Annotated in this window: 23 protein-coding genes; 20 read left to right on the top strand and 3 right to left on the bottom strand. The window is 68.6% G+C overall.

Features of this window, described 5'->3' with window-relative positions:
• Positions 1–32: 32 nt before the first annotated feature.
• The 13 genes from RSP45_RS05980 to RSP45_RS05920 all read left to right on the top strand — a co-directional run bounded on the left by RSP45_RS05980 (position 33) and on the right by RSP45_RS05920 (position 9,052).
• Entirely contained in the window at positions 33–881 is an 849-nt protein-coding gene (locus RSP45_RS05980; protein WP_415393607.1) for an HpcH/HpaI aldolase/citrate lyase family protein, read from the top strand.
• A 36-nt stretch (positions 882–917) separates the two neighbouring features.
• Entirely contained in the window at positions 918–1,469 is a 552-nt protein-coding gene (locus RSP45_RS05975) for an NnrU family protein (protein ID WP_415393606.1), read from the top strand.
• Between the two features lie 14 nt (positions 1,470–1,483).
• Positions 1,484–1,690, top strand: a complete 207-nt coding sequence (locus tag RSP45_RS05970; protein ID WP_415393605.1) for a DUF1737 domain-containing protein — start codon at positions 1,484–1,486, stop codon at positions 1,688–1,690.
• Positions 1,687–2,721 carry a MaoC family dehydratase gene (locus RSP45_RS05965; protein ID WP_415393604.1) on the top strand — a complete coding sequence of 345 codons (1,035 nt, stop codon included), beginning with the start codon at positions 1,687–1,689 and terminating at the stop codon, positions 2,719–2,721. The genes RSP45_RS05970 and RSP45_RS05965 overlap by 4 nt, the downstream gene beginning before the upstream one ends.
• A 4-nt stretch (positions 2,722–2,725) precedes the next feature.
• Positions 2,726–3,661: a glycosyltransferase family 2 protein gene (locus RSP45_RS05960; RefSeq protein WP_415393603.1), complete on the top strand. Its 936-nt coding sequence runs from the start codon at positions 2,726–2,728 to the stop codon at positions 3,659–3,661.
• 157 nt (positions 3,662–3,818) lie between these two features.
• On the top strand, positions 3,819–4,208 hold the full coding sequence (sdhC, locus tag RSP45_RS05955; protein WP_415393602.1) for a succinate dehydrogenase, cytochrome b556 subunit: 390 nt from the start codon (positions 3,819–3,821) through the stop codon (positions 4,206–4,208).
• A 13-nt stretch (positions 4,209–4,221) separates the two neighbouring features.
• Positions 4,222–4,626, top strand: coding sequence for a succinate dehydrogenase, hydrophobic membrane anchor protein (locus RSP45_RS05950; protein WP_303728937.1), 405 nt, complete (start codon positions 4,222–4,224; stop codon positions 4,624–4,626).
• Positions 4,627–4,633: 7 nt separating this feature from the next.
• Complete coding sequence (gene sdhA, locus RSP45_RS05945; RefSeq protein WP_073060217.1) at positions 4,634–6,436, top strand: succinate dehydrogenase flavoprotein subunit; 1,803 nt, start codon at positions 4,634–4,636, stop codon at positions 6,434–6,436.
• Positions 6,436–6,783: a hypothetical protein gene (locus RSP45_RS05940; protein WP_415393601.1), complete on the top strand. Its 348-nt coding sequence runs from the start codon at positions 6,436–6,438 to the stop codon at positions 6,781–6,783. The genes sdhA and RSP45_RS05940 overlap by 1 nt, the downstream gene beginning before the upstream one ends.
• Complete coding sequence (locus tag RSP45_RS05935) at positions 6,783–7,115, top strand: hypothetical protein (protein ID WP_415393600.1); 333 nt, start codon at positions 6,783–6,785, stop codon at positions 7,113–7,115. Before RSP45_RS05940 ends, RSP45_RS05935 begins: the two co-directional genes overlap by 1 nt.
• Before the next feature lie 50 nt (positions 7,116–7,165).
• Entirely contained in the window at positions 7,166–7,849 is a 684-nt protein-coding gene (locus tag RSP45_RS05930) for a hypothetical protein (protein WP_415393599.1), read from the top strand.
• Positions 7,850–7,892: 43 nt separating this feature from the next.
• The gene (locus tag RSP45_RS05925; protein WP_073060211.1) at positions 7,893–8,672 is read left to right on the top strand and encodes a succinate dehydrogenase iron-sulfur subunit; all 780 of its coding nucleotides are present in this window, start codon (positions 7,893–7,895) and stop codon (positions 8,670–8,672) included.
• 191 nt (positions 8,673–8,863) lie between these two features.
• Positions 8,864–9,052, top strand: coding sequence for a hypothetical protein (locus RSP45_RS05920; RefSeq protein ID WP_073060207.1), 189 nt, complete (start codon positions 8,864–8,866; stop codon positions 9,050–9,052).
• 73 nt (positions 9,053–9,125) lie between these two features.
• Here the strand turns inward: RSP45_RS05920 and RSP45_RS05915 are convergent, their stop codons facing one another.
• Positions 9,126–9,491 carry an ArsR/SmtB family transcription factor gene (locus tag RSP45_RS05915; RefSeq protein WP_415393598.1) on the bottom strand — a complete coding sequence of 122 codons (366 nt, stop codon included), beginning with the start codon at positions 9,489–9,491 and terminating at the stop codon, positions 9,126–9,128.
• Between the two features lie 231 nt (positions 9,492–9,722).
• Between RSP45_RS05915 and RSP45_RS05910 the strand changes: the two genes are divergently transcribed.
• The 5 genes from RSP45_RS05910 (at position 9,723) to RSP45_RS05890 (ending at position 12,413) form a co-directional block, all read left to right on the top strand.
• The gene (locus RSP45_RS05910) at positions 9,723–10,088 is read left to right on the top strand and encodes an AtpZ/AtpI family protein (RefSeq protein WP_073060201.1); all 366 of its coding nucleotides are present in this window, start codon (positions 9,723–9,725) and stop codon (positions 10,086–10,088) included.
• A 41-nt stretch (positions 10,089–10,129) separates the two neighbouring features.
• Positions 10,130–10,837 carry a F0F1 ATP synthase subunit A gene (locus RSP45_RS05905; protein WP_415394007.1) on the top strand — a complete coding sequence of 236 codons (708 nt, stop codon included), beginning with the start codon at positions 10,130–10,132 and terminating at the stop codon, positions 10,835–10,837.
• Between the two features lie 51 nt (positions 10,838–10,888).
• A complete protein-coding gene (locus RSP45_RS05900; protein ID WP_073060195.1) occupies positions 10,889–11,131 on the top strand; it encodes a F0F1 ATP synthase subunit C in 243 nt (80 codons plus the stop codon).
• A 233-nt stretch (positions 11,132–11,364) separates the two neighbouring features.
• Positions 11,365–11,856 (top strand): F0F1 ATP synthase subunit B', encoded by a 492-nt coding sequence (locus RSP45_RS05895; protein WP_234951961.1) that lies wholly within the window; start codon positions 11,365–11,367, stop codon positions 11,854–11,856.
• The gene (locus tag RSP45_RS05890) at positions 11,853–12,413 is read left to right on the top strand and encodes a F0F1 ATP synthase subunit B (RefSeq protein ID WP_415393597.1); all 561 of its coding nucleotides are present in this window, start codon (positions 11,853–11,855) and stop codon (positions 12,411–12,413) included. The genes RSP45_RS05895 and RSP45_RS05890 overlap by 4 nt, the downstream gene beginning before the upstream one ends.
• A gap of 79 nt (positions 12,414–12,492) precedes the next feature.
• Here the strand turns inward: RSP45_RS05890 and RSP45_RS05885 are convergent, their stop codons facing one another.
• Entirely contained in the window at positions 12,493–13,155 is a 663-nt protein-coding gene (locus RSP45_RS05885) for an OmpA family protein (RefSeq protein ID WP_324327486.1), read from the bottom strand.
• A 260-nt stretch (positions 13,156–13,415) separates the two neighbouring features.
• Between RSP45_RS05885 and nth the strand changes: the two genes are divergently transcribed.
• Together nth and RSP45_RS05875 are read left to right on the top strand one after the other, a co-directional pair.
• Positions 13,416–14,069: an endonuclease III gene (gene nth / locus RSP45_RS05880; protein ID WP_415394006.1), complete on the top strand. Its 654-nt coding sequence runs from the start codon at positions 13,416–13,418 to the stop codon at positions 14,067–14,069.
• A 67-nt stretch (positions 14,070–14,136) separates the two neighbouring features.
• Complete coding sequence (locus RSP45_RS05875; protein WP_415393596.1) at positions 14,137–15,123, top strand: adenosine kinase; 987 nt, start codon at positions 14,137–14,139, stop codon at positions 15,121–15,123.
• A 245-nt stretch (positions 15,124–15,368) separates the two neighbouring features.
• On the opposite strand, the gene RSP45_RS05870 is transcribed toward RSP45_RS05875, so the two are convergent.
• Positions 15,369–17,552, bottom strand: coding sequence for a 3-hydroxyacyl-CoA dehydrogenase NAD-binding domain-containing protein (locus tag RSP45_RS05870; RefSeq protein ID WP_415393595.1), 2,184 nt, complete (start codon positions 17,550–17,552; stop codon positions 15,369–15,371).
• Positions 17,553–17,554: the final 2 nt, after the last annotated feature.

Raw genomic sequence — 17,554 nt, 5'->3', positions numbered from 1 at the left:
ATTCTTGCGCGTTGAATGAAAGGTCCGGCCCCATGACCCGTCCCTATCGCTCGGTTCTCTATATTCCCGCCGCCAACCAGCGTGCCATGGACAAGGCGCGGACGCTGGCGGCCGACGCGATCATCTTTGACCTCGAGGATGCGGTGGCGCCCGCGGAAAAACCCGGCGCGCGCGAGCTGCTGCGCGCGGCGCTGGCGCAGGATTACGGCGGGCGGGCGCGGATCGTGCGCATCAACGGCTTCGATACCGAATGGGGGCGCGACGACGCCGCCTTTGCCGCCGGTCTGGGTGACTGCGCTGACGCGGTGCTGGTCCCCAAGGTCAGCCGCCCCGAGGATCTGGACGCGGTCGCCGCCATCACCGGCGACATCCCGCTGTGGGCGATGATGGAAACCGCGCTGGGGATGCTGAACGCCGCCGCCATTGCCGCGCATCCGCGGCTGCAGGGGATGGTGATGGGCACCAACGACCTGGCCAAGGAACTGGGCAGCCGCCACCGCCCCGACCGGCTGGGGATGCAGGCGGGGCTGGGGCTGTGCCTGCTGGCCGCGCGTGCCCATGGGCTGGTGATCGTTGACGGGGTGTTCAACGCCTTCAAGGACGAGGAGGGCTTGCGCGCCGAGTGCGAGCAGGGCCGCGACATGGGTTTCGACGGCAAGACCCTGATCCACCCCGCGCAGCTCGACATCGCCAACGCCGCATTCGCCCCGACCGGGGCCGAGATCGACCTGTCGCGCCGCCAGATCGAGGCCTATGAGGCCGCCATCGCCGAGGGCAAGGCCGTGGCCGTGGTGGATGGTCGCATCGTGGAAAACCTGCACGTCGAAACCGCCCGCAAGACCCTTGCGCGTGCGGATGCGATTGCCGCGCTGGCCGGGTGATGGCAGGCTGAGCGCAGCCAGATAAGGGAGCCGCCGATGTTTCTGCTGATCGTGGGGGTCGCGCTGTGGTGGGGTGCGCATCTGTTCAAGCGGCTGGCGCCCGGGACGCGCCGGGGCCTCGGCCAGTCCGGCAAGGGCATGGTCGCGGCGGCGCTGATCCTGTCGGTGGTGCTGATGGTGATCGGCTACCGCTCGGCCGATGTGACGATGTGGTGGGCGGCGGGGCCCGCGCTCAAGGGCATCAACAACCTGCTGGTGCTGGTGGCGTTCTTCCTGTTCGCCTCGTCGGGGATCAGGAACCGCATCGGCACCCAGATGCGCCATCCGCAGCTGGTGGGGTTCTCGCTCTGGGCCTTTGCGCATCTGCTGACCAACGGCGACCTGCCCTCGCTGGTGCTGTTCGGCGGGCTGCTGGCCTGGGCGCTGGTGGAAATCGCCGTCATCAACCGCAGCCAGCCCGGCTGGCGCCCGCCGCCGCATGAAACCTCGATCCGCAAGGAGGCCATCGCCGCCATCGCCGCGCTGGTGGTCTATGGTCTGGTCGCGGGCATCCATATCCTGCTGGGCGTCAACCCCTTCGGCGCCTGAGGAAAGGAACCGCCATGGCCACGATCTATCGCCTGCTGACCGAGGACGACACCTCGGCCTTCTGCCACAAGATCAGCCTGGCGCTGTCGAAAGGCTGGGTGCTGCACGGCGCGCCCAGCATCTCGTATGACGCCACGCGGGGCGTGATGCGCTGCGCGCAGGCGGTGACCAAGGAAATCGACGGGGAATATCACCCCGACATGAAGCTGGGTGAGCAATGAGCAAGACCAATCCGGGCCGTTTCTTCGAGGATTACCACGTCGGCGACGTGATCCGCCACGCCGTGCCCCGCACCGTAGCCGAGGGTGAGCGCGCGCTTTACCATGCGCTGTATCCGGCGCGGGGGGCGATCTATTCCTCGGATGATTTCGCGGCCAGCTGCGGGCTGGACGGTAGCCCGATGGACGACCTGATCGCCTTCCACACCGTCTTCGGCAAGACCGTGCCGGATGTGTCGCTGAATGCGGTGGCGAATCTTGGCTATGCCGAGGGGCGTTGGCTGAAGCCCGTCTGGCCCGGCGACACGCTGCGCGCGGAATCCGAGGTGATCGGGGTCAAGCAGAACTCGAACGGCAAGTCCGGCACCGTCTATGTCCGCACCCGCGGCCTGAATCAGCAGGACGAGGTGGTGCTGGAATATGTGCGCTGGGTGATGGTGCGCAAGCGCGACGCCGCCAGCCCCGCCCCCGAGCCGGTGGTGCCGAACCTTGCCCGCGTGGTCCCCGCCGCCGATCTGGTGGTCCCCGAGGGGCTGGATTTCAGCGACTACGACTTTGAACTGGCAGGCGAGCCGCACCGCTGGGGCGACTACGCGGTGGGCGAGATCATCGACCACGTGGACGCGGTGACCGTGGAAGAGGCCGAGCATATGCTCGCCACCCGGCTGTGGCAGAACACCGCCAAGGTGCATTTCGACGCCACCTTCCGCGAGGACGGGCGGCGGCTGATCTATGGCGGCCATGTCATCAGCCTGGCCCGCGCGCTGTCCTTCAACGGGCTGGCCAATGCGCAGATGATCGTGGCGCTGAACGGCGGCGCCCACGCGAACCCCTGTTTCGCCGGCGACACCGTGCGGGCGTGGTCCGAGGTGCTGGAACTGGCCGAGACCGACTCGCCCGGCATCGGCGCGATCCGGCTGCGGCTGGTCGCCCACAAGGGCGCGCCCGGCGACACCACCCTGCGGGCCGAGGACGGGAAATACGCGCCGCATGTGCTGCTCGACCTCGACTACTGGGCGCTGATCCCGCGGTGAGCCCGTGATCCTGCTGGCGATGGTGGTGCGGGACGAGGCTGATATCATCGGCCTGAACCTCGAACACCATCTCGCCGCCGGGGTGGACCGGGTGGTGGTGCTGGACAACGGCTCGACCGACGACACCGCCGATATCCTGGACCTCTATGTCCGCGCCGGGGTGGCCGAAGTGATCCGCGACGACCCTGCGGATTTCCAGCTGGCGGTGGCGCTGGACGCGCTGGTCCGCGATGCGGCCGCGCGGCTGCGGCCCGCTTGGATCGCCGCCCCCGATGCCGACGAGTTCCTGGTCGCGCCCGGCGGCGATCTGCGCGCGGCGCTGGCCGCGCATGGCGCGGACCGCGTGCTGCGCTGCGAACGCGACAACATGATCGGCAGTATCGAGGCGCTGGAGGAGGCGGGCTGGCAGCAGGCGCTGGTGCATCTGTGCACGCGGGCGCTGCTGCCGCCCGGCGGCCACGCCGATCCCGCGGTGCCGCTGGCGCTGCCGTGGTTCGCCTTTCGCCTGCCGCCCAAGGTGATCTTTCGCCCGCAGGGGCTGCGGGGGCTGGCCGCCGGCAGCCACGCGGTCGCGCTGGACCCCGCCGCCGAGCCGGTGCCGACCGCGATCAGGATGCGGCATTTCCCCATGCGCTCGGCGGCCGAGTTCCTGCGCTCGGTCCGTCGCTATGCCGCGATCCTGTCGCCGGACCTTCCGGGGCGGCCGCAGCCCTCGGGGAAATACCGGCGCTGGCGGGCGATGCTGGCGCAGGGCGCGCCCGAGTCGGCGGTGCTGGCCGAGGCGCTTCCCGATGCGGCCGCACTGGCCAAGGGCTTGGCAGATGGCGGTTATCTGGCCGCGGGGGCCGGAATCGACTGGCCGCGGCTGGCGGCATCTGCTGCATCGCGGCACGGCAGCCCGCTGCTGCGCAGCACGAAACCGCAGGTTTGTGATCACTGAGACCGGGCTTGTGATCACGAATTGCGCTAACATGGAGCAAAGCGTCGCCGGGGTTGATCTGGACCGTGACAGCGCTCAAAGGATGGCTAGACAGACTTACGAACTCAAGCCAGCCCGCGCGCCAGCTTGGCCCGCGCTTTTTCGGACAGGAGCGCCCATGGGAGACATCCCTCGCGGAAACCGCCCGCTTTCGCCGCATCTCAGCGTCTACAGGCTGCCGATCGCTGCGGTCACATCCATCATGACCCGGATCACCGGGCAGGCGCTGGTCGCCGGGCTGCTGCTGGTGGTCTGGTGGCTGGTCGCCGCCGCGACCGGGCCGCGCGCCTTTGCCACCGCCGACTGGGTGCTGCGCAGCTGGATCGGCTATCTGGTGCTGCTCGGCTCGGTCTGGGCGCTGTGGTACCACTTCCTCGCCGGGATCCGGCATTTCTTCTATGACGCGCGGCTGCTGATGACCAAGCCCGAGGCGCGGCAGGCCAGCTGGGTGCTGATCTGGGGCTCGGTCGGGCTGACGCTTCTGACCCTGCTGCTGTTCGTGATCTGAGAGGGGAAGACACATGCGCTACATCACCCCCCGCAAGGCCGCCAAGGGACTGGGCGCCGCCGGTCCGGGCGCCTCGACCGCCCATCACTGGGGCATGACCGTCAGCTCGGCCGCGCTGCTGATCCTGACCCCGGCCTTCATCCTTGTGGTCGCCTCGGCCATCGGCCTGCCGCATGAGGCGGTGGTGGCCTATTTCAGCCGCCCCTATCCGGCGATCGTCACCGCGCTGTTCCTGGTGGTGGGGATGCACCACTATATCAACGGCACCCGCATCATGATCGACGACTATCTCGATCATGCCGAGCGCAAGGTCGCCATCATCCTGTCGCATCTGTTCGGCTGGGCCGTCATCGCCGCGGTCGTCTATGCGCTGGCGCGCATGATGCTGTCGCCGGCCGCCGTCGTCGTCGTTTCCTGAGGGTCCCATGTCCGCATACGAATACCAGACGCATGATTACGACGTGGTGGTTGTCGGCGCCGGCGGCGCGGGCCTGCGCGCGACGCTGGGCATGGCCGAGCAGGGGTTCAAGACCGCCTGCGTGACCAAGGTCTTTCCGACCCGCAGCCACACCGTCGCGGCACAGGGCGGCATCGCCGCCAGCCTGTCCAACATGGGCCCCGACAACTGGCAGTGGCACATGTACGACACCGTCAAGGGCTCGGACTGGCTGGGCGACACCGACGCCATGGAATACCTGGCGCGCGAGGCCCCCAAGGCCGTCTATGAGCTGGAACACTACGGCGTGCCGTTTTCGCGCACCGAAGAGGGCAAGATCTACCAGCGCCCCTTCGGCGGCCACACCACCGAGTTCGGCGAGGGCCCGCCCGTGCAGCGCACCTGCGCCGCCGCCGACCGCACCGGCCACGCCATCCTGCACACGCTCTACGGCCAGAGCCTCAAGGAAAAGGCCGAGTTCTTCATCGAATATTTCGCCATCGACCTGGTGATCACCGACGGCGCCTGCACCGGCGTGGTCTGCTGGAAGCTGGACGACGGCACCATCCACGTCTTCAACGCGAAAATGGTGGTGCTCGCGACCGGCGGCTACGGCCGCGCCTATTTCAGCGCGACCAGCGCCCATACCTGCACCGGCGACGGCGGCGGCATGGTGGCGCGTGCGGGCCTGCCCCTGCAGGACATGGAGTTCGTGCAGTTCCACCCGACCGGCATCTACGGCTCGGGCTGCCTGATCACCGAGGGCGCGCGCGGCGAGGGCGGCTACCTGACCAACTCGGAAGGCGAGCGGTTCATGGAACGCTATGCCCCGACCTACAAGGACCTGGCGTCCCGCGACGTGGTTTCCCGCTGCATCACCATCGAGATCCGCGAGGGCCGCGGGGTGGGCGAGCACAAGGACCACATGTTCCTGAACCTGCAGCACCTGCCGCCCGAGGCGCTGGCGGAACGGCTGCCGGGGATCTCGGAATCGGCCAAGATCTTTGCCGGGGTGGATGTCACCAAGGAACCGATCCCGATCCTGCCGACCGTCCACTACAACATGGGCGGGGTGCCGACGAACTACTGGGGCGAGGTTCTGAACCCGACGCAGGGCGAACCCGACCGGGTGTTCCCGGGGCTGATGGCGGTGGGCGAGGCCGGCTGCGCATCCGTCCACGGGGCGAACCGGCTGGGCTCGAACAGCCTGATCGACCTGGTGGTGTTCGGCCGCGCCGCGGCGATCCGCGCGGGCCAGGTGATCGACCGCAAGGCGGCGATCCCCGCGACCAACAAGGCCGAGGTCGACCGCGCGCTGGACCGCTTCGACGCGCTGCGCCACGCCAACGGCGGCACGCCGACGGCCGAGCTGCGCAACCAGATGCAGCGCACCATGCAGGCCGACGCGGCGGTGTTCCGCACCGACAGGACCCTGGCCGAGGGCGTCGAGAAGATGACCGAGATCGCCGCCAAGCTGGACGATCTGCACGTCACCGACCGCAGCCTGATCTGGAACAGCGACCTGATGGAAACGCTGGAGCTGACCAACCTGATGCCCAACGCCCTGGCCACCATCGTCGCCGCCGAGGCGCGCAAGGAAAGCCGCGGCGCCCACGCGCATGAGGACTACCCTGAGCGGGATGACGCCAACTGGCGCAAGCACTCGCTTGCATGGGTGGATGGAAATGACGTCAAACTGGCCTATCGGCCCGTCCACCTCGATCCGCTGACCGCGCCGGGGGAAGGGGGGATCGATCCTGCAAAGATCGCACCGAAAGCGAGGGTCTATTGATGCGCATTTCCATTCTTCCCGCCCTGGCCGCGGCCGCCGTTCTGGCCGGCTGCGTGGCGGTTCCGCCGACCGGGCCGATCGTGACCACGCCGACGGCGCCGGTCGTGACGGCCCCGGCCCAGCCCAGCAACGCGGTGGCGCGGCAGGTGGTCAGCTCTGAAATGGCGCGCCGGCTGCCCGGCCGCAACGTCGCGCCGCTGACCGACTGCGTGATGCAGAACGCCACCATGGCCGAGCTGGCCGACATCGCGTCGCTGCAGGGCCAGTCGGGTGCCGCCGGTGCGGTGGCCGCGATCGTGTCGCGGCCCGCGACCGCGCAATGCATCCAGCGCGCGGCCGTCGCCTGATGAGCGCGCGCGCGCATCCCCTGGCGGCGCTGGCGCTGCTGGGCGCGGCGGCGGTGGCGGGCTGCGCGCAGCAGCCCGTTTCCGTCGAGCAGGCGGAAAGGATCTGCCTTGCGGCTGCGTATGATGCCATTTCAGGCCCCCGCGGCAATGTCGCGGTGGGCGTGGGCGGCGGCAGGCACTGGAGCCATTCGGGCGTCGGTGTCAGCGTCTCGATGCCGATGGATCAGCTGATGCGTCGCGACCCCGCCGATGCCTTCGCCCAGTGCGTGCAGCAACGCTCGGGCCAGATGCCGACCCGCCCGCTGTACGAGCAGCCGGGCTGGAGGGGCTGAGATGGTGCGCCGGTTCTCGGGTCCCCAGGTTCGGGGGAGGGCGTAGGTCCATGCAGGGGCTTGTGCTTGCGGCGGCCGGGCATGGCAGGGATCATGGCGGGCCGGTGACTGCCGATGCGCCGGGCGCTGTGCCCGCTGCGGCTGGGGCTGCGGCGCGGGTGTTCCCCCTGACCCTGCCCGAAGACGCCGCCGCAGCCCTGCGCGACGCCTGCGCGGGCGCTCGGGTGGTGCTGGAATACGGCAGCGGCGGCTCGACCTTTCTGGCGCTGGAGGCGGGCGGGGGGTTCGTGGCCAGCGTGGAAAGCGATGCGCAATGGGCCGCCGATATCGATGCGGCGCTGTCGGCGCGGTTTGCGGACGATCGCTTCTTGGTCCACCACGCCGACATCGGCCCGACGAAAGCCTGGGGCCATCCCGCCGACCGCAGCGGGTTCCGGCGCTATCCGCTGTACGCCACCGAGATCTGGGACCACCCGCGCTTCCGCCACCCCGATGTGGTGCTGATCGACGGGCGCTTCCGTGTCGCCTGTTTCCTGACCACCATGATCCGCTGCACCCGGCCGGTGACGGTGCTGTTCGACGATTACATCGACCGCGAGTCGTATCACTGGATCGAGGAGTTGGTGCCGGTCGACTCCATGGCCGGGCGGATGGCGCGGTTCACCGTGACCCCGCGCGCGCTGCCCCCCGAATACCTGACGCGGTTCGCCGCCGCATTCACCGATCCGCGTTGAGATCCAGCCAAGTTGAGGGCTGACGCCCCGAAAGGATAGCCAGATGGTCCAGCTTACCCTTCCTCAGAACAGCCGTATCCGGGTCGGCAAGACCTGGCCGAAGCCGCAGGGCGCCACCAAGCTGCGCCGGTTCAACATCTATCGCTGGGACCCCGACACCGGCGAGAACCCGCGGCTGGACACCTATTGGATCGACGAGGCCAAATGCGGCCCGATGGTCCTGGACGCGCTGATCAAGATCAAGACCGAGATCGACCCGACCCTGACCTTCCGCCGCTCGTGCCGCGAGGGGATCTGCGGGTCCTGCGCGATGAACATCGACGGCGGCAACCACCTGGCCTGCATCTACGGCATGGACGAGGTGTCGGGCGACGTGAACATCTATCCGCTGCCGCATATGCCGGTGGTCAAGGACCTGATCCCCGACCTGACGCATTTCTACGCCCAGCACGCCGCCGTGCACCCCTATCTGATCACCGAGACGCCGACCCCGAACGAGGAATGGCGCCAGTCGATCGAGGACCGCAAGAAGCTGGACGGGCTCTATGAGTGCATCCTCTGCGCCTGCTGCTCGACCGCCTGCCCGTCCTACTGGTGGAACGCCGACCGCTACATGGGGCCGGCGGCCCTGCTGCACGCCTATCGCTGGATCGTCGATTCGCGCGACGAGGCCACCGGCGAGCGGCTGGACGAGCTCGAGGACCCGTTCAAGGTCTATCGCTGCCACGCGATCATGAACTGCACCAACACCTGCCCCAAGGGGCTGAACCCGGCCAAGGCCATCGCCGAGATCAAGCATCTGATGGTCGACCGGATGGTGTGATCGCAATTTGTGATCACGACTGTGCCACAGTGACGCAGGCCGCCCCCACGGGCGGCCTGTTTCGTCGGCAAACAAGGGCATTTTACGCGAATTTGACCGCAGTGACCCGGCGTCACCCCCATGGCGAATGCTGCGCTGCGGCATTAGATATCGGGTCGGGAGGACACTCATCCTTCTCAAGGTGATGGAAAATGACTCGCAAAGAACTGTCGCAGGCCGAACGTCCCCAAGGGCTGATGGCGGACCTGGATTTCGTGACCCGCCCGGTGCAGCGGCTGCCGAACCGGCGCGCGCTGGCGGTGCTGGACCAGATGTACGCCTATCACGATGTCGAACAGCCGGTGGGCGCGGCCGAAACCGCCTATGACGCGGCTGCCTGAGGCTGCAGCCGACATGATCCGGGCCTGAGCCCGGACGAACGGATGAAACCGGGGCCGGGAGACCGGCCCTTTTTCATTCCGGGGTCTCGGCCACCCCCTCGGCCTCCGCGGCCAGCCTCAGCTCGGCGGCCAGGAACCGCTCGAAATCGTCCAGATCCAGAGGGTCGACCTGCCCGAAGCTGCGCATCCACACGGCGGCGGCGCGCATCCCCTCGGGGTCGAGCTTGCACCAGATGATCCGCCCGCGGCGTTCCTGCCGGATCAGCCCCGCCCCCGCCAGCGTCGCCAGATGCTTCGAGATCGCCGCCAGGCTGATCCCGAAGGGCGCGGCCACGTCGGTCACCGCCATGTCGTCTTCCAGCAGCATCGACAGGATCGCCCGCCGCGTCGGATCGGCAAGCGCGGCGAAGATCAGGTCGAGATCGCGGTCGGCGGGCATGGGACCTTGGAGCAAGAGGGCAGGGGACATGGCCCTGAATCGCAGGCCTCAGGGCAATGTTCAACCGGCAGGTTGAATGAGCCTGCAGCCCCGTGCGCCCCGGAATCCGACCCCGGCGACGGGCGCGGTTAGCGGTAAACCCAGAATTATCAAGGCGCTGTCCGCCGGCTTGCCACGGTTGACTCAGCCGCGGCCAGTGCCTATCAGCACCGCAACGCATGAGGGCGGAACATGCAGCAGGACGGCGACGACAGCGGCCAGCAGGCCCGTGACGCCGAAAGGCTGCGGGCGCTGGAGGAACGCCTGGCCAAGGCCGGGCGCGATGACAGGCTGGCTCCGCCCGGCATGGACAAATTCGCCCACGCCAACCAGGCGTGGAGGATGGTGATCGAGCTGGTGGCGGGGCTGGGCGTCGGATTCGGCATCGGCTACGGGCTGGACCTCGCCCTGGGCACCACCCCGGTGCTGATGGTGCTGTTCATCTTCCTCGGCTTTGCGGCCGGCATAAAGACGATGTTGCGGACAGCCGCCGAGATGGGCGGCCCGCCGGTGCAGGCCAAACCGGGCGACGATCCGGCAAAGGACGAGAGGGACTGATCGTGGCGACAGAAGACAGCACGGGCCTGGTGTTCCACCCGATGGACCAGTTCATCGTCCGTCCGCTTTTCGGCGACGGCGCGGTCCACTGGTACACCCCCACCAACGTCACGCTGTGGCTGGCGCTGGCGGTGCTGGCGGTGTGGCTGCTGTTCGTGGTGGGCACCTCGGGACGGGCGCTGATCCCGTCGCGCATCCAGTCGATGGCGGAACTGACCTACGGCATGGTCCACAAGATGATCGAGGACGTGTCGGGGAAAGAGGGGCTGCGCTATTTCCCCTATGTCTTCACGCTGTTCTGCTTCATCCTGTTCGCGAACATGCTGGGGCTGCTGCCCAAATCCTTTACCACCACCTCGCATATCGCCGTGACCGGCGTGCTGGCGCTGCTGGTGTTTCTTGGCGTGACCATCCTGGGGTTTGTCCGCAACGGCGCGCATTTCCTGGGGCTGTTCTGGGTGTCCTCGGCGCCGCTGGCGCTGCGCCCGGTGCTGGCCGTGATCGAGGTGATTTCCTACTTTGTCCGCCCGGTCAGCCACTCCATTCGTCTTGCCGGCAACCTGCTGGCGGGCCACGCGGTCATCAAGGTCTTTGCGGCCTTTGCCGCCATCGCTGTGATCGCGCCGGTCTCGATCCTGGCCATCATCGGCATGTTCGCGTTCGAGATCATGGTCGCCGTGATCCAGGCCTATGTGTTCACCATCCTGACCTGCGTGTATCTGAAAGACGCGCTGCACCCGGCCCACTGACGCCGGCAGGACCAATCTTTCCACCGTTTCCAAAGCCTCAAGGAGCATATCATGGAAAACGTCGCGACCTACGCCGAGCTGGGCAAGTATCTGGGTGCCGGTCTGGCCTGCATCGGCATGGCGGGCGCCGCCATGGGGGTGGGCAACGTCGCCGGCAACTACCTGTCGGGCGCGCTGCGCAACCCCTCGGCCGCCGCGTCGCAGACCGCGATGCTGTTCATCGGCATGGCCTTTGCCGAAGCTCTGGGCATCTTCTCGTTCCTCGTCGCGCTGCTGCTGCTGTTCGCGGCCTGATCCCGACGCCACTCCTTGCTTTTGGGTGGGGCCCTTCGCGCCCCGCCCGATTGCCAACCGCAGGCCAGGGATAGGATATGTTCAGCCTTTTGCAGCAGACCGCCCCAGCCGCGGTCGATCAGACCATCATCGTGGTACCCGCCGACCCGGCCGCTGGCGTGGTCGTGGCGGAAACCGAAACGGTCGTTGCCGCCGGCCATGCCGCCGCGGATGCGGCCGGCTCTGCGGTGGGAATGCCGCAGCTCGATTTCTCGACCTTCGGCAACCAGATCTTCTGGCTGGTGGTGGCGCTGGCCGCCATCTACCTGATCCTGTCGCGGGTCGCACTGCCCCGGATCGGCCGCATTCTGGGCGACCGGCAGGGGCTGATGACCGCCGACCTGGCCGCGGCCGAGGATTTCAAGCGCAAGGCCCGCGAGGCCGAGGCCGCCTATGACCGCGCCCTGGCTGAAGCCCGGGCCGAGGCCGGCAAGATCGTCGCCGCCAACAAGGCCGAGATCGACGCCGAGCTAAAGGTCGCCATCGCCAAGGCCGACGCCGAGATCGCCGCCCGCGCCGCCGAATCGGAACGCCGCATCGCCGAGATCCGGGAATCCGCCGCCACCGACGCCCGCAACGTCGCCCGCGAGGTCGCGGCCGAGCTGGTCTCGACCTTCGGCGGCCGGCCGGACACCGCGGCCGTCGACGCCGCCGTGGACAGCCGCATCAAGGGAGCCGTGCAATGATCGCCCGTCTGATCGCCGTCGCCGCCGCGCTGGCCGCATCGCCGGCGCTGGCCGCCTCGGGTCCGTTCTTCTCGCTGCGCAACACCGACTTCATCGTCACCCTGGCCTTCCTGGGGTTCATCGGCATCCTGCTGTATTTCCGCATCCCCGCGGCGATCGGCAAGCTGCTGGACAAGCGCGCCGAGGCGATCAAGGCCGATATCGCCGAGGCCCGTCGCCTGCGCGACGAGGCCCAGGACATCTATGCCAGCTATGAGCGCCGGCAGCGCGAGGTCCGCAGCCAGGCCGACGAGATCGTTGCCAACGCAAGGCGCGAGGCCATGGCCCAGGCGGAAAAGGCCAAGCTCGACCTGCAGAAGTCGATCGAGCGCCGGCTGGCCGCCGCGCAGGACCAGATCGCCGCGGCCGAGGGCGATGCCGTCCGCGCCGTCCGCGACCGCGCCGTGCAAGTGGCCATGTCCGCCGCGACCGAGCTGCTGGGTGCCCAGATGGATGCAGGCGCGCGCAGCGCCGGGATCGACCGCGCCATCGACGACGTGGCCCGGCATCTGAACTGAGCCCGCTGGCCGGACATCCGACAGCCGAATGAAAAATCCCCGGTGGCGACACCGGGGATTTTCTTTATATGCTCTGCTGTCAGCGGGTGGGGCGGATGATGATCTCGACCCGGCGGTTCTGCGCCCGCCCCGCGGCGGTGTCGTTCGAGGCGATGGGCTGGCTCATCCCCATACCGGCGATGGCGATGCGGTTGGACGAGACCCCGCCCGCGGTCAGCACATTGGCCACCGAACGGGCACGGCGCTGCGACAGATCGACGTTATAGGCGGCAGTGCCGGTCGAATCGGTGTGGCCGATCACCTGGATGGTCGAGTTCGGATATTGCTGCAGGTTGCGCGCGACCGCATAGAGGTCGTTCTGCGCCGGGCCCGAAATCGCGGCGCTGTCGAAGCCGAACAGCACGCTTTCCGGCAGGGTCACGTTCACCGTCTGCCCGGTGTTGGTCACCCGCACGCCGGGCGTGGTCATCTGGCTTTGCAGCGACCGCGCCTGCGCGTCCAGGACCGCGCCCACGCCCGCGCCGGCAAGCCCGCCCAGGATCGCGCCCCGCGCGATGTCGCGGCCGCGGTCGTTGCCGTCCTTGTCGCGCACCGCGCCATAGATCGCACCGGCGGCCGCGCCGGTCAGCGCGCCGGTCTGGGTTCGGCTGGCCGGCTGGCCGTAGCCATAGGGGTCGGTGGCGCAGGCGCTCAGCGCGGTCGCCCCCAGCACGGCGACGATAAGGGAAACTCGGCGGTTCATCTGTTCTGTCCTTTCACAAGCCAACCGGCGGCAGGGTGTCCCATACCTCCTGATCCATCCGGTGCCGAACGGCGCAAGCCTTGCAGAAGTTCCGGGCCATCGCCATGGGAACTCACTGAAACCCTGTCACAAATCCTCGATTGCGCCGTGGGCTTGCGCCCCGGCGCCGGCGCGGGCATCACCGGGGCATGGCCAGAGAAGCTTCGCCCAAGGCGCCCGCCCGCAAGCCCCGCCCCGCTGCCGCGACGCCGCCGGCGCGGGTGGGGCCGCCGCTCGACTATGGGCAGCAGCTGGCGATCTTCTCGATCCTGGCGGCGGCGAACCCCCGGCCCACGACCGAGCTGCAGTATCGCGACGCCTTCACCCTGCTGGTGGCGGTGGCGCTGTCGGCGCAGGCGACCGACGTGGGCGTGAACAAGGCCACGCCCGCGCTGTTCGACGCCGCCCCCACCCCGCAGGCGATGCTGGCGCTGGGGGTCGAGGGCGTGACCGAGCATATCAAGACCATCGGCCTGTTCCGGCAAAAGGCCCGCAACCTGATCGCGATGTCGCAGCGGCTGGTCGAGGTCTATGACGGCAAGGTGCCCTCGTCCCGCGTGGCGCTGATGACCCTGCCGGGGGTGGGGCGCAAGACCGCCAACGTGGTGCTGAACACGATCTGGCGGGTGCCGGCGCAGGCGGTGGACACCCATATCTTCCGCGTCGGCAACCGCACCCGCATCGCCCCCGGCCGGTCTGAGGCCGAGGTCGAGCGCGCGATCGAGGACAACGTGCCCGCCGAGTTCCAGCAGGACGCCCATCACTGGCTGATCCTGCACGGCCGCTATATCTGCCAGGCCCGCCGCCCGCGCTGCCCGATCTGCCCGATCCGCGAGCTCTGCCCCTACGAGCCCAAGACCACCGATCCCGCCTGATTTCCGCGGCTTGCCCTTGGCCTCCGCAGCGGGTTTAAGCGCGCGGACAGTGATCTGAGGGGCAGCCATGGCATATCGGGTGATCGGCATCGGCAATGCGGTGATGGACGTGATCGCGCCGATCACCGACGCGCAGCTGGAGCAACTGGGCATCGCCCGCGGGGTGATGGCGCTGGTCGAGCGTGACCGCTCGGACCAGCTGACCGCAGCGGCCTCGGGGGCGCGGCTGGTGCCGGGCGGCTCGGTCGCCAACACCATGGCCGGGCTGGGGCGGCTGGGGCTGTCCACCGCCTGCATCGGCCGTGTCGCCGACGACGATCTGGGTCGCGCCTATGTCCGGCAGACGGTGGCCGAAGGCAGCGATTTCGTGAACCCGCCGGTGGCGGGGGCGGGGCTGCCGACCTCTCGCTCGGTGATCTTCGTGACCCCGGATGGCGAGCGTTCGATGAACACCTGGCTGGGGATCTCGGCGGAGCTCGACGAAAGCGACGTGGACGAGGCGCTGTTCAGCGACGGCTGCTGGCTGTTTCTGGAAGGCTATCTGTTCGACAAGGACAAGGGGAAGGCGGCGTTCCACAAGGCGGCGCTTGCGGCACGGGCGGCCGGCGGACAGGCCGGCATCGCGCTGAGCGACCCGTTCTGCGTCGACCGCCACCGCGAGGATTTCCGCCGGCTGGTCGCCGGGCCGATGGATTACGTGATCGGCAACGTCCATGAATGGCTTGCGCTTTATCAGGTGGCGGATCTGGACGAGGCGCTGCGGCTGGCCGCCGCCGATTGCGGCACGGTGATCTGCACCCGCTCGGGCGAGGACGCGATCCTGATCCGCGGGGATGAGCGGGTGACCGCGCCGGTCCATGCGGTCACCCCGGTCGATGCCACCGGCGCCGGCGACCAGTTCGCCGCCGGGCTGATCTACGGGCTGGCCACCGGCCGCCCGCTCGCGGTCGCCGGCCGCATGGGCTGCATCGCTGCGGCTGAGGTGATTTCCCACGTCGGCGCCCGCCCCGAGGCGGATGTGCTGGCGCTGTTCCGGGCCGAGGGGCTGGTCTGACAACTGCCCGCTGAAAATCGGGGGGCAGGCCTGACCGCTCTGCCGGAGCCTCCGGCGGGGATATTTGCGTGATGAAGATGGACAGGGTCGCACTCTTCCGGAATCGAACGGAAATCCGTCGCCCGCTCCTTCTTCATCATGCAAATATCCCGGGGGTGCGGGGGCTGGCCCCCGCTCCGGCGGTGCCGGACAAGACCGGGGTATGATGATAGGAGCCGGGCCATGACGACCCGGCCCCCCTATCGTTACGCAGCCGCCGCCTGCGCCCCGAAGCGGCCGTAGAAGCTGTCGCCCTTGGCAGCCATGTCGCGCAGCAGCGCGGGCGGAGCGAAGCGGTCGCCGTGGCTTGCGGCCAGCGCTTCCGCGATCTCGACCGCGCGTTCGGCGCCCAGCATGTCCAGCCAGCCGAACGGCCCCCCGGTCCAGGGCGCGAAGCCCCAACCGAGGATGGCGCCGACGTCGCCTTCGCGGATGTCGGTCAGCACGCCCTGTTCCAGCGCCCGCACGGCCTCCAGCGCTTGGGCGAACATCAGCCGGTGCTGCACCTCGGTCAGTTCCGGCTGGTCCTCGGCGCGGGGATAGTCGGAGGCAAGCCCCTCCCACAGCCCCTGCCGCTTGCCGGCGTCGTCATAGGCATAGAAGCCCGCCTTGGCCTTGCGCCCCAGCCGGCCGGCCTTTTCCATCGCAAAGATCACCGCGTCCACCGCCTCGTCCGGATAGGCCTCGCCCATCGCGGCGCGGGTGGCGCGGGCGATGCGGGCGCCCAGCTCGATCGAGGTCTCATCGACCAGCTGCAGCGGCCCCAGCGGCATCCCCATCAGCCGCGCGGCATTCTCGATCAGCACCGGGTTCACCCCTTCGCCGACCATGCGGATGCCTTCGTTGATATAGGGGATGATGCAGCGGTTGGCGTAGAAGAACCGCGCGTCGTTCACCACGATCGGGGTCTTGCGGATCTGGCGCACGAAATCCAGCGCCTTGGCCACTGCGCGCTCGCCGGTCTCGCGCCCGCGGATGATTTCCACCAGCGCCATCTTGTCCACCGGGCTGAAGAAATGGATGCCGATGAACTGATCCGGCCGGCTTGAGGCTTTCGCCAGATCGCTGATCGGCAGGGTCGAGGTGTTGGTGGCGAAGATCGCATCCGTGGGGATCACCGCCTCGGCTTTCGCGGTGACCTCGGCTTTGACCTTCGGGTCCTCGAACACCGCCTCGACGATCAGGTCGCAGCCGTTCAGCGCGGCGTAATCGGTGGTGGCGGTGATGCGCGACAGCACCTGGGCCTTTTTCTCCTCGGTCAGCTTCTTGCGGCTGATGCCCTTGTCGAGGATGCCGGCGGAATGGGCCTTGCCGCGATCCGCGGCCTCTTGCGTGGAATCGATCAGCACCACCTCGATCCCGGCATTGGCTGCGACATGGGCGATGCCCGCGCCCATCATGCCGGCGCCCAGCACGCCCAGCTTGCGCACCCGCTGGTCGGGGACGTCGGGGCGGTTGGCGCCTTTTTCCAGCGCCTCCTTGCTGATGAACAGGCTGCGGATCATGTTCCCGGCCGAGGGGTTCATCAGCACCTGGGTGAACCAGCGCGCCTCGATGCGCAGGGCGGTGTCGAAATCGACCTGCGCGCCCTCGTACACCGCCGACAGCAGCGCGCGGGCGGCGGGATAGACCCCCATGGTCTTGCCCATCACCATGGCGTTGGCGCCGAGAAAGGTCATGAAGCCGGCCGGGTGCCACGGATCGCCGCCGGGCATCTTGTAGCCCTTGGCGTCCCACGGCTTGACCAGATCGGCCTCTGATGCCGACAGCACCCAGTCCCGCGCCGCCGCCACCGGGTCGGCCACCACCTCGTCGATGGCACCCGCCGCCTTGGCCTTGGCGGGGGCGTTCAGCTTGCCTTCCAGCAGCAGGGGCGCCGCCGCCATCGCGCCCAGCTTGCGCGACAGCCGGGTGGTGCCGCCGGCGCCGGGGAAAATGCCGACCATGATCTCGGGCAGGCCGATCTTTGCCTTGGGATTGTCGGCGGCAAAGATGCGGTGGCAGGCCAGCGGCAGCTCCAGCCCGATCCCCAGCGCGGTGCCGGGCAGGGCGGCGGCGATGGGCTTGGCCCCCTTCAGGGTCTTGGGGTCCATGCCCGCGCGCTCGATCTTGCGCAGCAGGTGATGCAGGCTCATCACCCCGTCGAACACCGCCTGCGCGCCGCCCTGTTTCATGCCGGCCAGCACGTTGAGGTCCATCCCGGCGGCGAAATCCGGCTTGCCCGAGGTGATGACGATGCCCTTGACCGCATCATCGGCCAGCGCATCGTCGATCAACGCGTCAAGCTCGGCGGCGCCGTCCATCGACAGCACGTTCATCGACTTGCCCGGGACGTCCCAGGTGATGGTCGCGACGCCCTCTGCGTCCTTCTGCATGGTGAAGTCGGTCATCT

It is taken from the genome of Paracoccus sp. SJTW-4, from assembly GCF_047716885.1.
GTDB lineage: Bacteria > Pseudomonadota > Alphaproteobacteria > Rhodobacterales > Rhodobacteraceae > Paracoccus > Paracoccus solventivorans.
Note: the sequence above shows the minus strand (reverse complement) of the source record. Positions and strands in the feature narration are given on the sequence as shown.

Bases quoted from the DNA above. Each gene is read 5' to 3' on its own strand.
- RSP45_RS05920 (WP_073060207.1), top strand. From the start codon at position 8,864: ATGACTCGCAAAGAACTGTCGCAGGCCGAACGTCCCCAAGGGCTGATG.
- RSP45_RS05870 (WP_415393595.1), bottom strand. From the start codon at position 17,552: ATGACCGACTTCACCATGCAGAAGGACGCAGAGGGCGTCGCGACCATC.
- RSP45_RS05965 (WP_415393604.1), top strand. From the start codon at position 1,687: ATGAGCAAGACCAATCCGGGCCGTTTCTTCGAGGATTACCACGTCGGC.
- sdhA (WP_073060217.1), top strand. From the start codon at position 4,634: ATGTCCGCATACGAATACCAGACGCATGATTACGACGTGGTGGTTGTC.
- RSP45_RS05905 (WP_415394007.1), top strand. From the start codon at position 10,130: ATGGACCAGTTCATCGTCCGTCCGCTTTTCGGCGACGGCGCGGTCCAC.
- RSP45_RS05890 (WP_415393597.1), top strand. From the start codon at position 11,853: ATGATCGCCCGTCTGATCGCCGTCGCCGCCGCGCTGGCCGCATCGCCG.
- RSP45_RS05980 (WP_415393607.1), top strand. From the start codon at position 33: ATGACCCGTCCCTATCGCTCGGTTCTCTATATTCCCGCCGCCAACCAG.
- RSP45_RS05935 (WP_415393600.1), top strand. From the start codon at position 6,783: ATGAGCGCGCGCGCGCATCCCCTGGCGGCGCTGGCGCTGCTGGGCGCG.
- RSP45_RS05950 (WP_303728937.1), top strand. From the start codon at position 4,222: ATGCGCTACATCACCCCCCGCAAGGCCGCCAAGGGACTGGGCGCCGCC.
- RSP45_RS05885 (WP_324327486.1), bottom strand. From the start codon at position 13,155: ATGAACCGCCGAGTTTCCCTTATCGTCGCCGTGCTGGGGGCGACCGCG.
- RSP45_RS05900 (WP_073060195.1), top strand. From the start codon at position 10,889: ATGGAAAACGTCGCGACCTACGCCGAGCTGGGCAAGTATCTGGGTGCC.
- RSP45_RS05910 (WP_073060201.1), top strand. From the start codon at position 9,723: ATGCAGCAGGACGGCGACGACAGCGGCCAGCAGGCCCGTGACGCCGAA.
- RSP45_RS05925 (WP_073060211.1), top strand. From the start codon at position 7,893: ATGGTCCAGCTTACCCTTCCTCAGAACAGCCGTATCCGGGTCGGCAAG.
- RSP45_RS05930 (WP_415393599.1), top strand. From the start codon at position 7,166: ATGCAGGGGCTTGTGCTTGCGGCGGCCGGGCATGGCAGGGATCATGGC.
- RSP45_RS05915 (WP_415393598.1), bottom strand. From the start codon at position 9,491: ATGCCCGCCGACCGCGATCTCGACCTGATCTTCGCCGCGCTTGCCGAT.
- RSP45_RS05875 (WP_415393596.1), top strand. From the start codon at position 14,137: ATGGCATATCGGGTGATCGGCATCGGCAATGCGGTGATGGACGTGATC.
- RSP45_RS05895 (WP_234951961.1), top strand. From the start codon at position 11,365: ATGCCGCAGCTCGATTTCTCGACCTTCGGCAACCAGATCTTCTGGCTG.
- RSP45_RS05940 (WP_415393601.1), top strand. From the start codon at position 6,436: ATGCGCATTTCCATTCTTCCCGCCCTGGCCGCGGCCGCCGTTCTGGCC.
- RSP45_RS05970 (WP_415393605.1), top strand. From the start codon at position 1,484: ATGGCCACGATCTATCGCCTGCTGACCGAGGACGACACCTCGGCCTTC.
- RSP45_RS05975 (WP_415393606.1), top strand. From the start codon at position 918: ATGTTTCTGCTGATCGTGGGGGTCGCGCTGTGGTGGGGTGCGCATCTG.
- sdhC (WP_415393602.1), top strand. From the start codon at position 3,819: ATGGGAGACATCCCTCGCGGAAACCGCCCGCTTTCGCCGCATCTCAGC.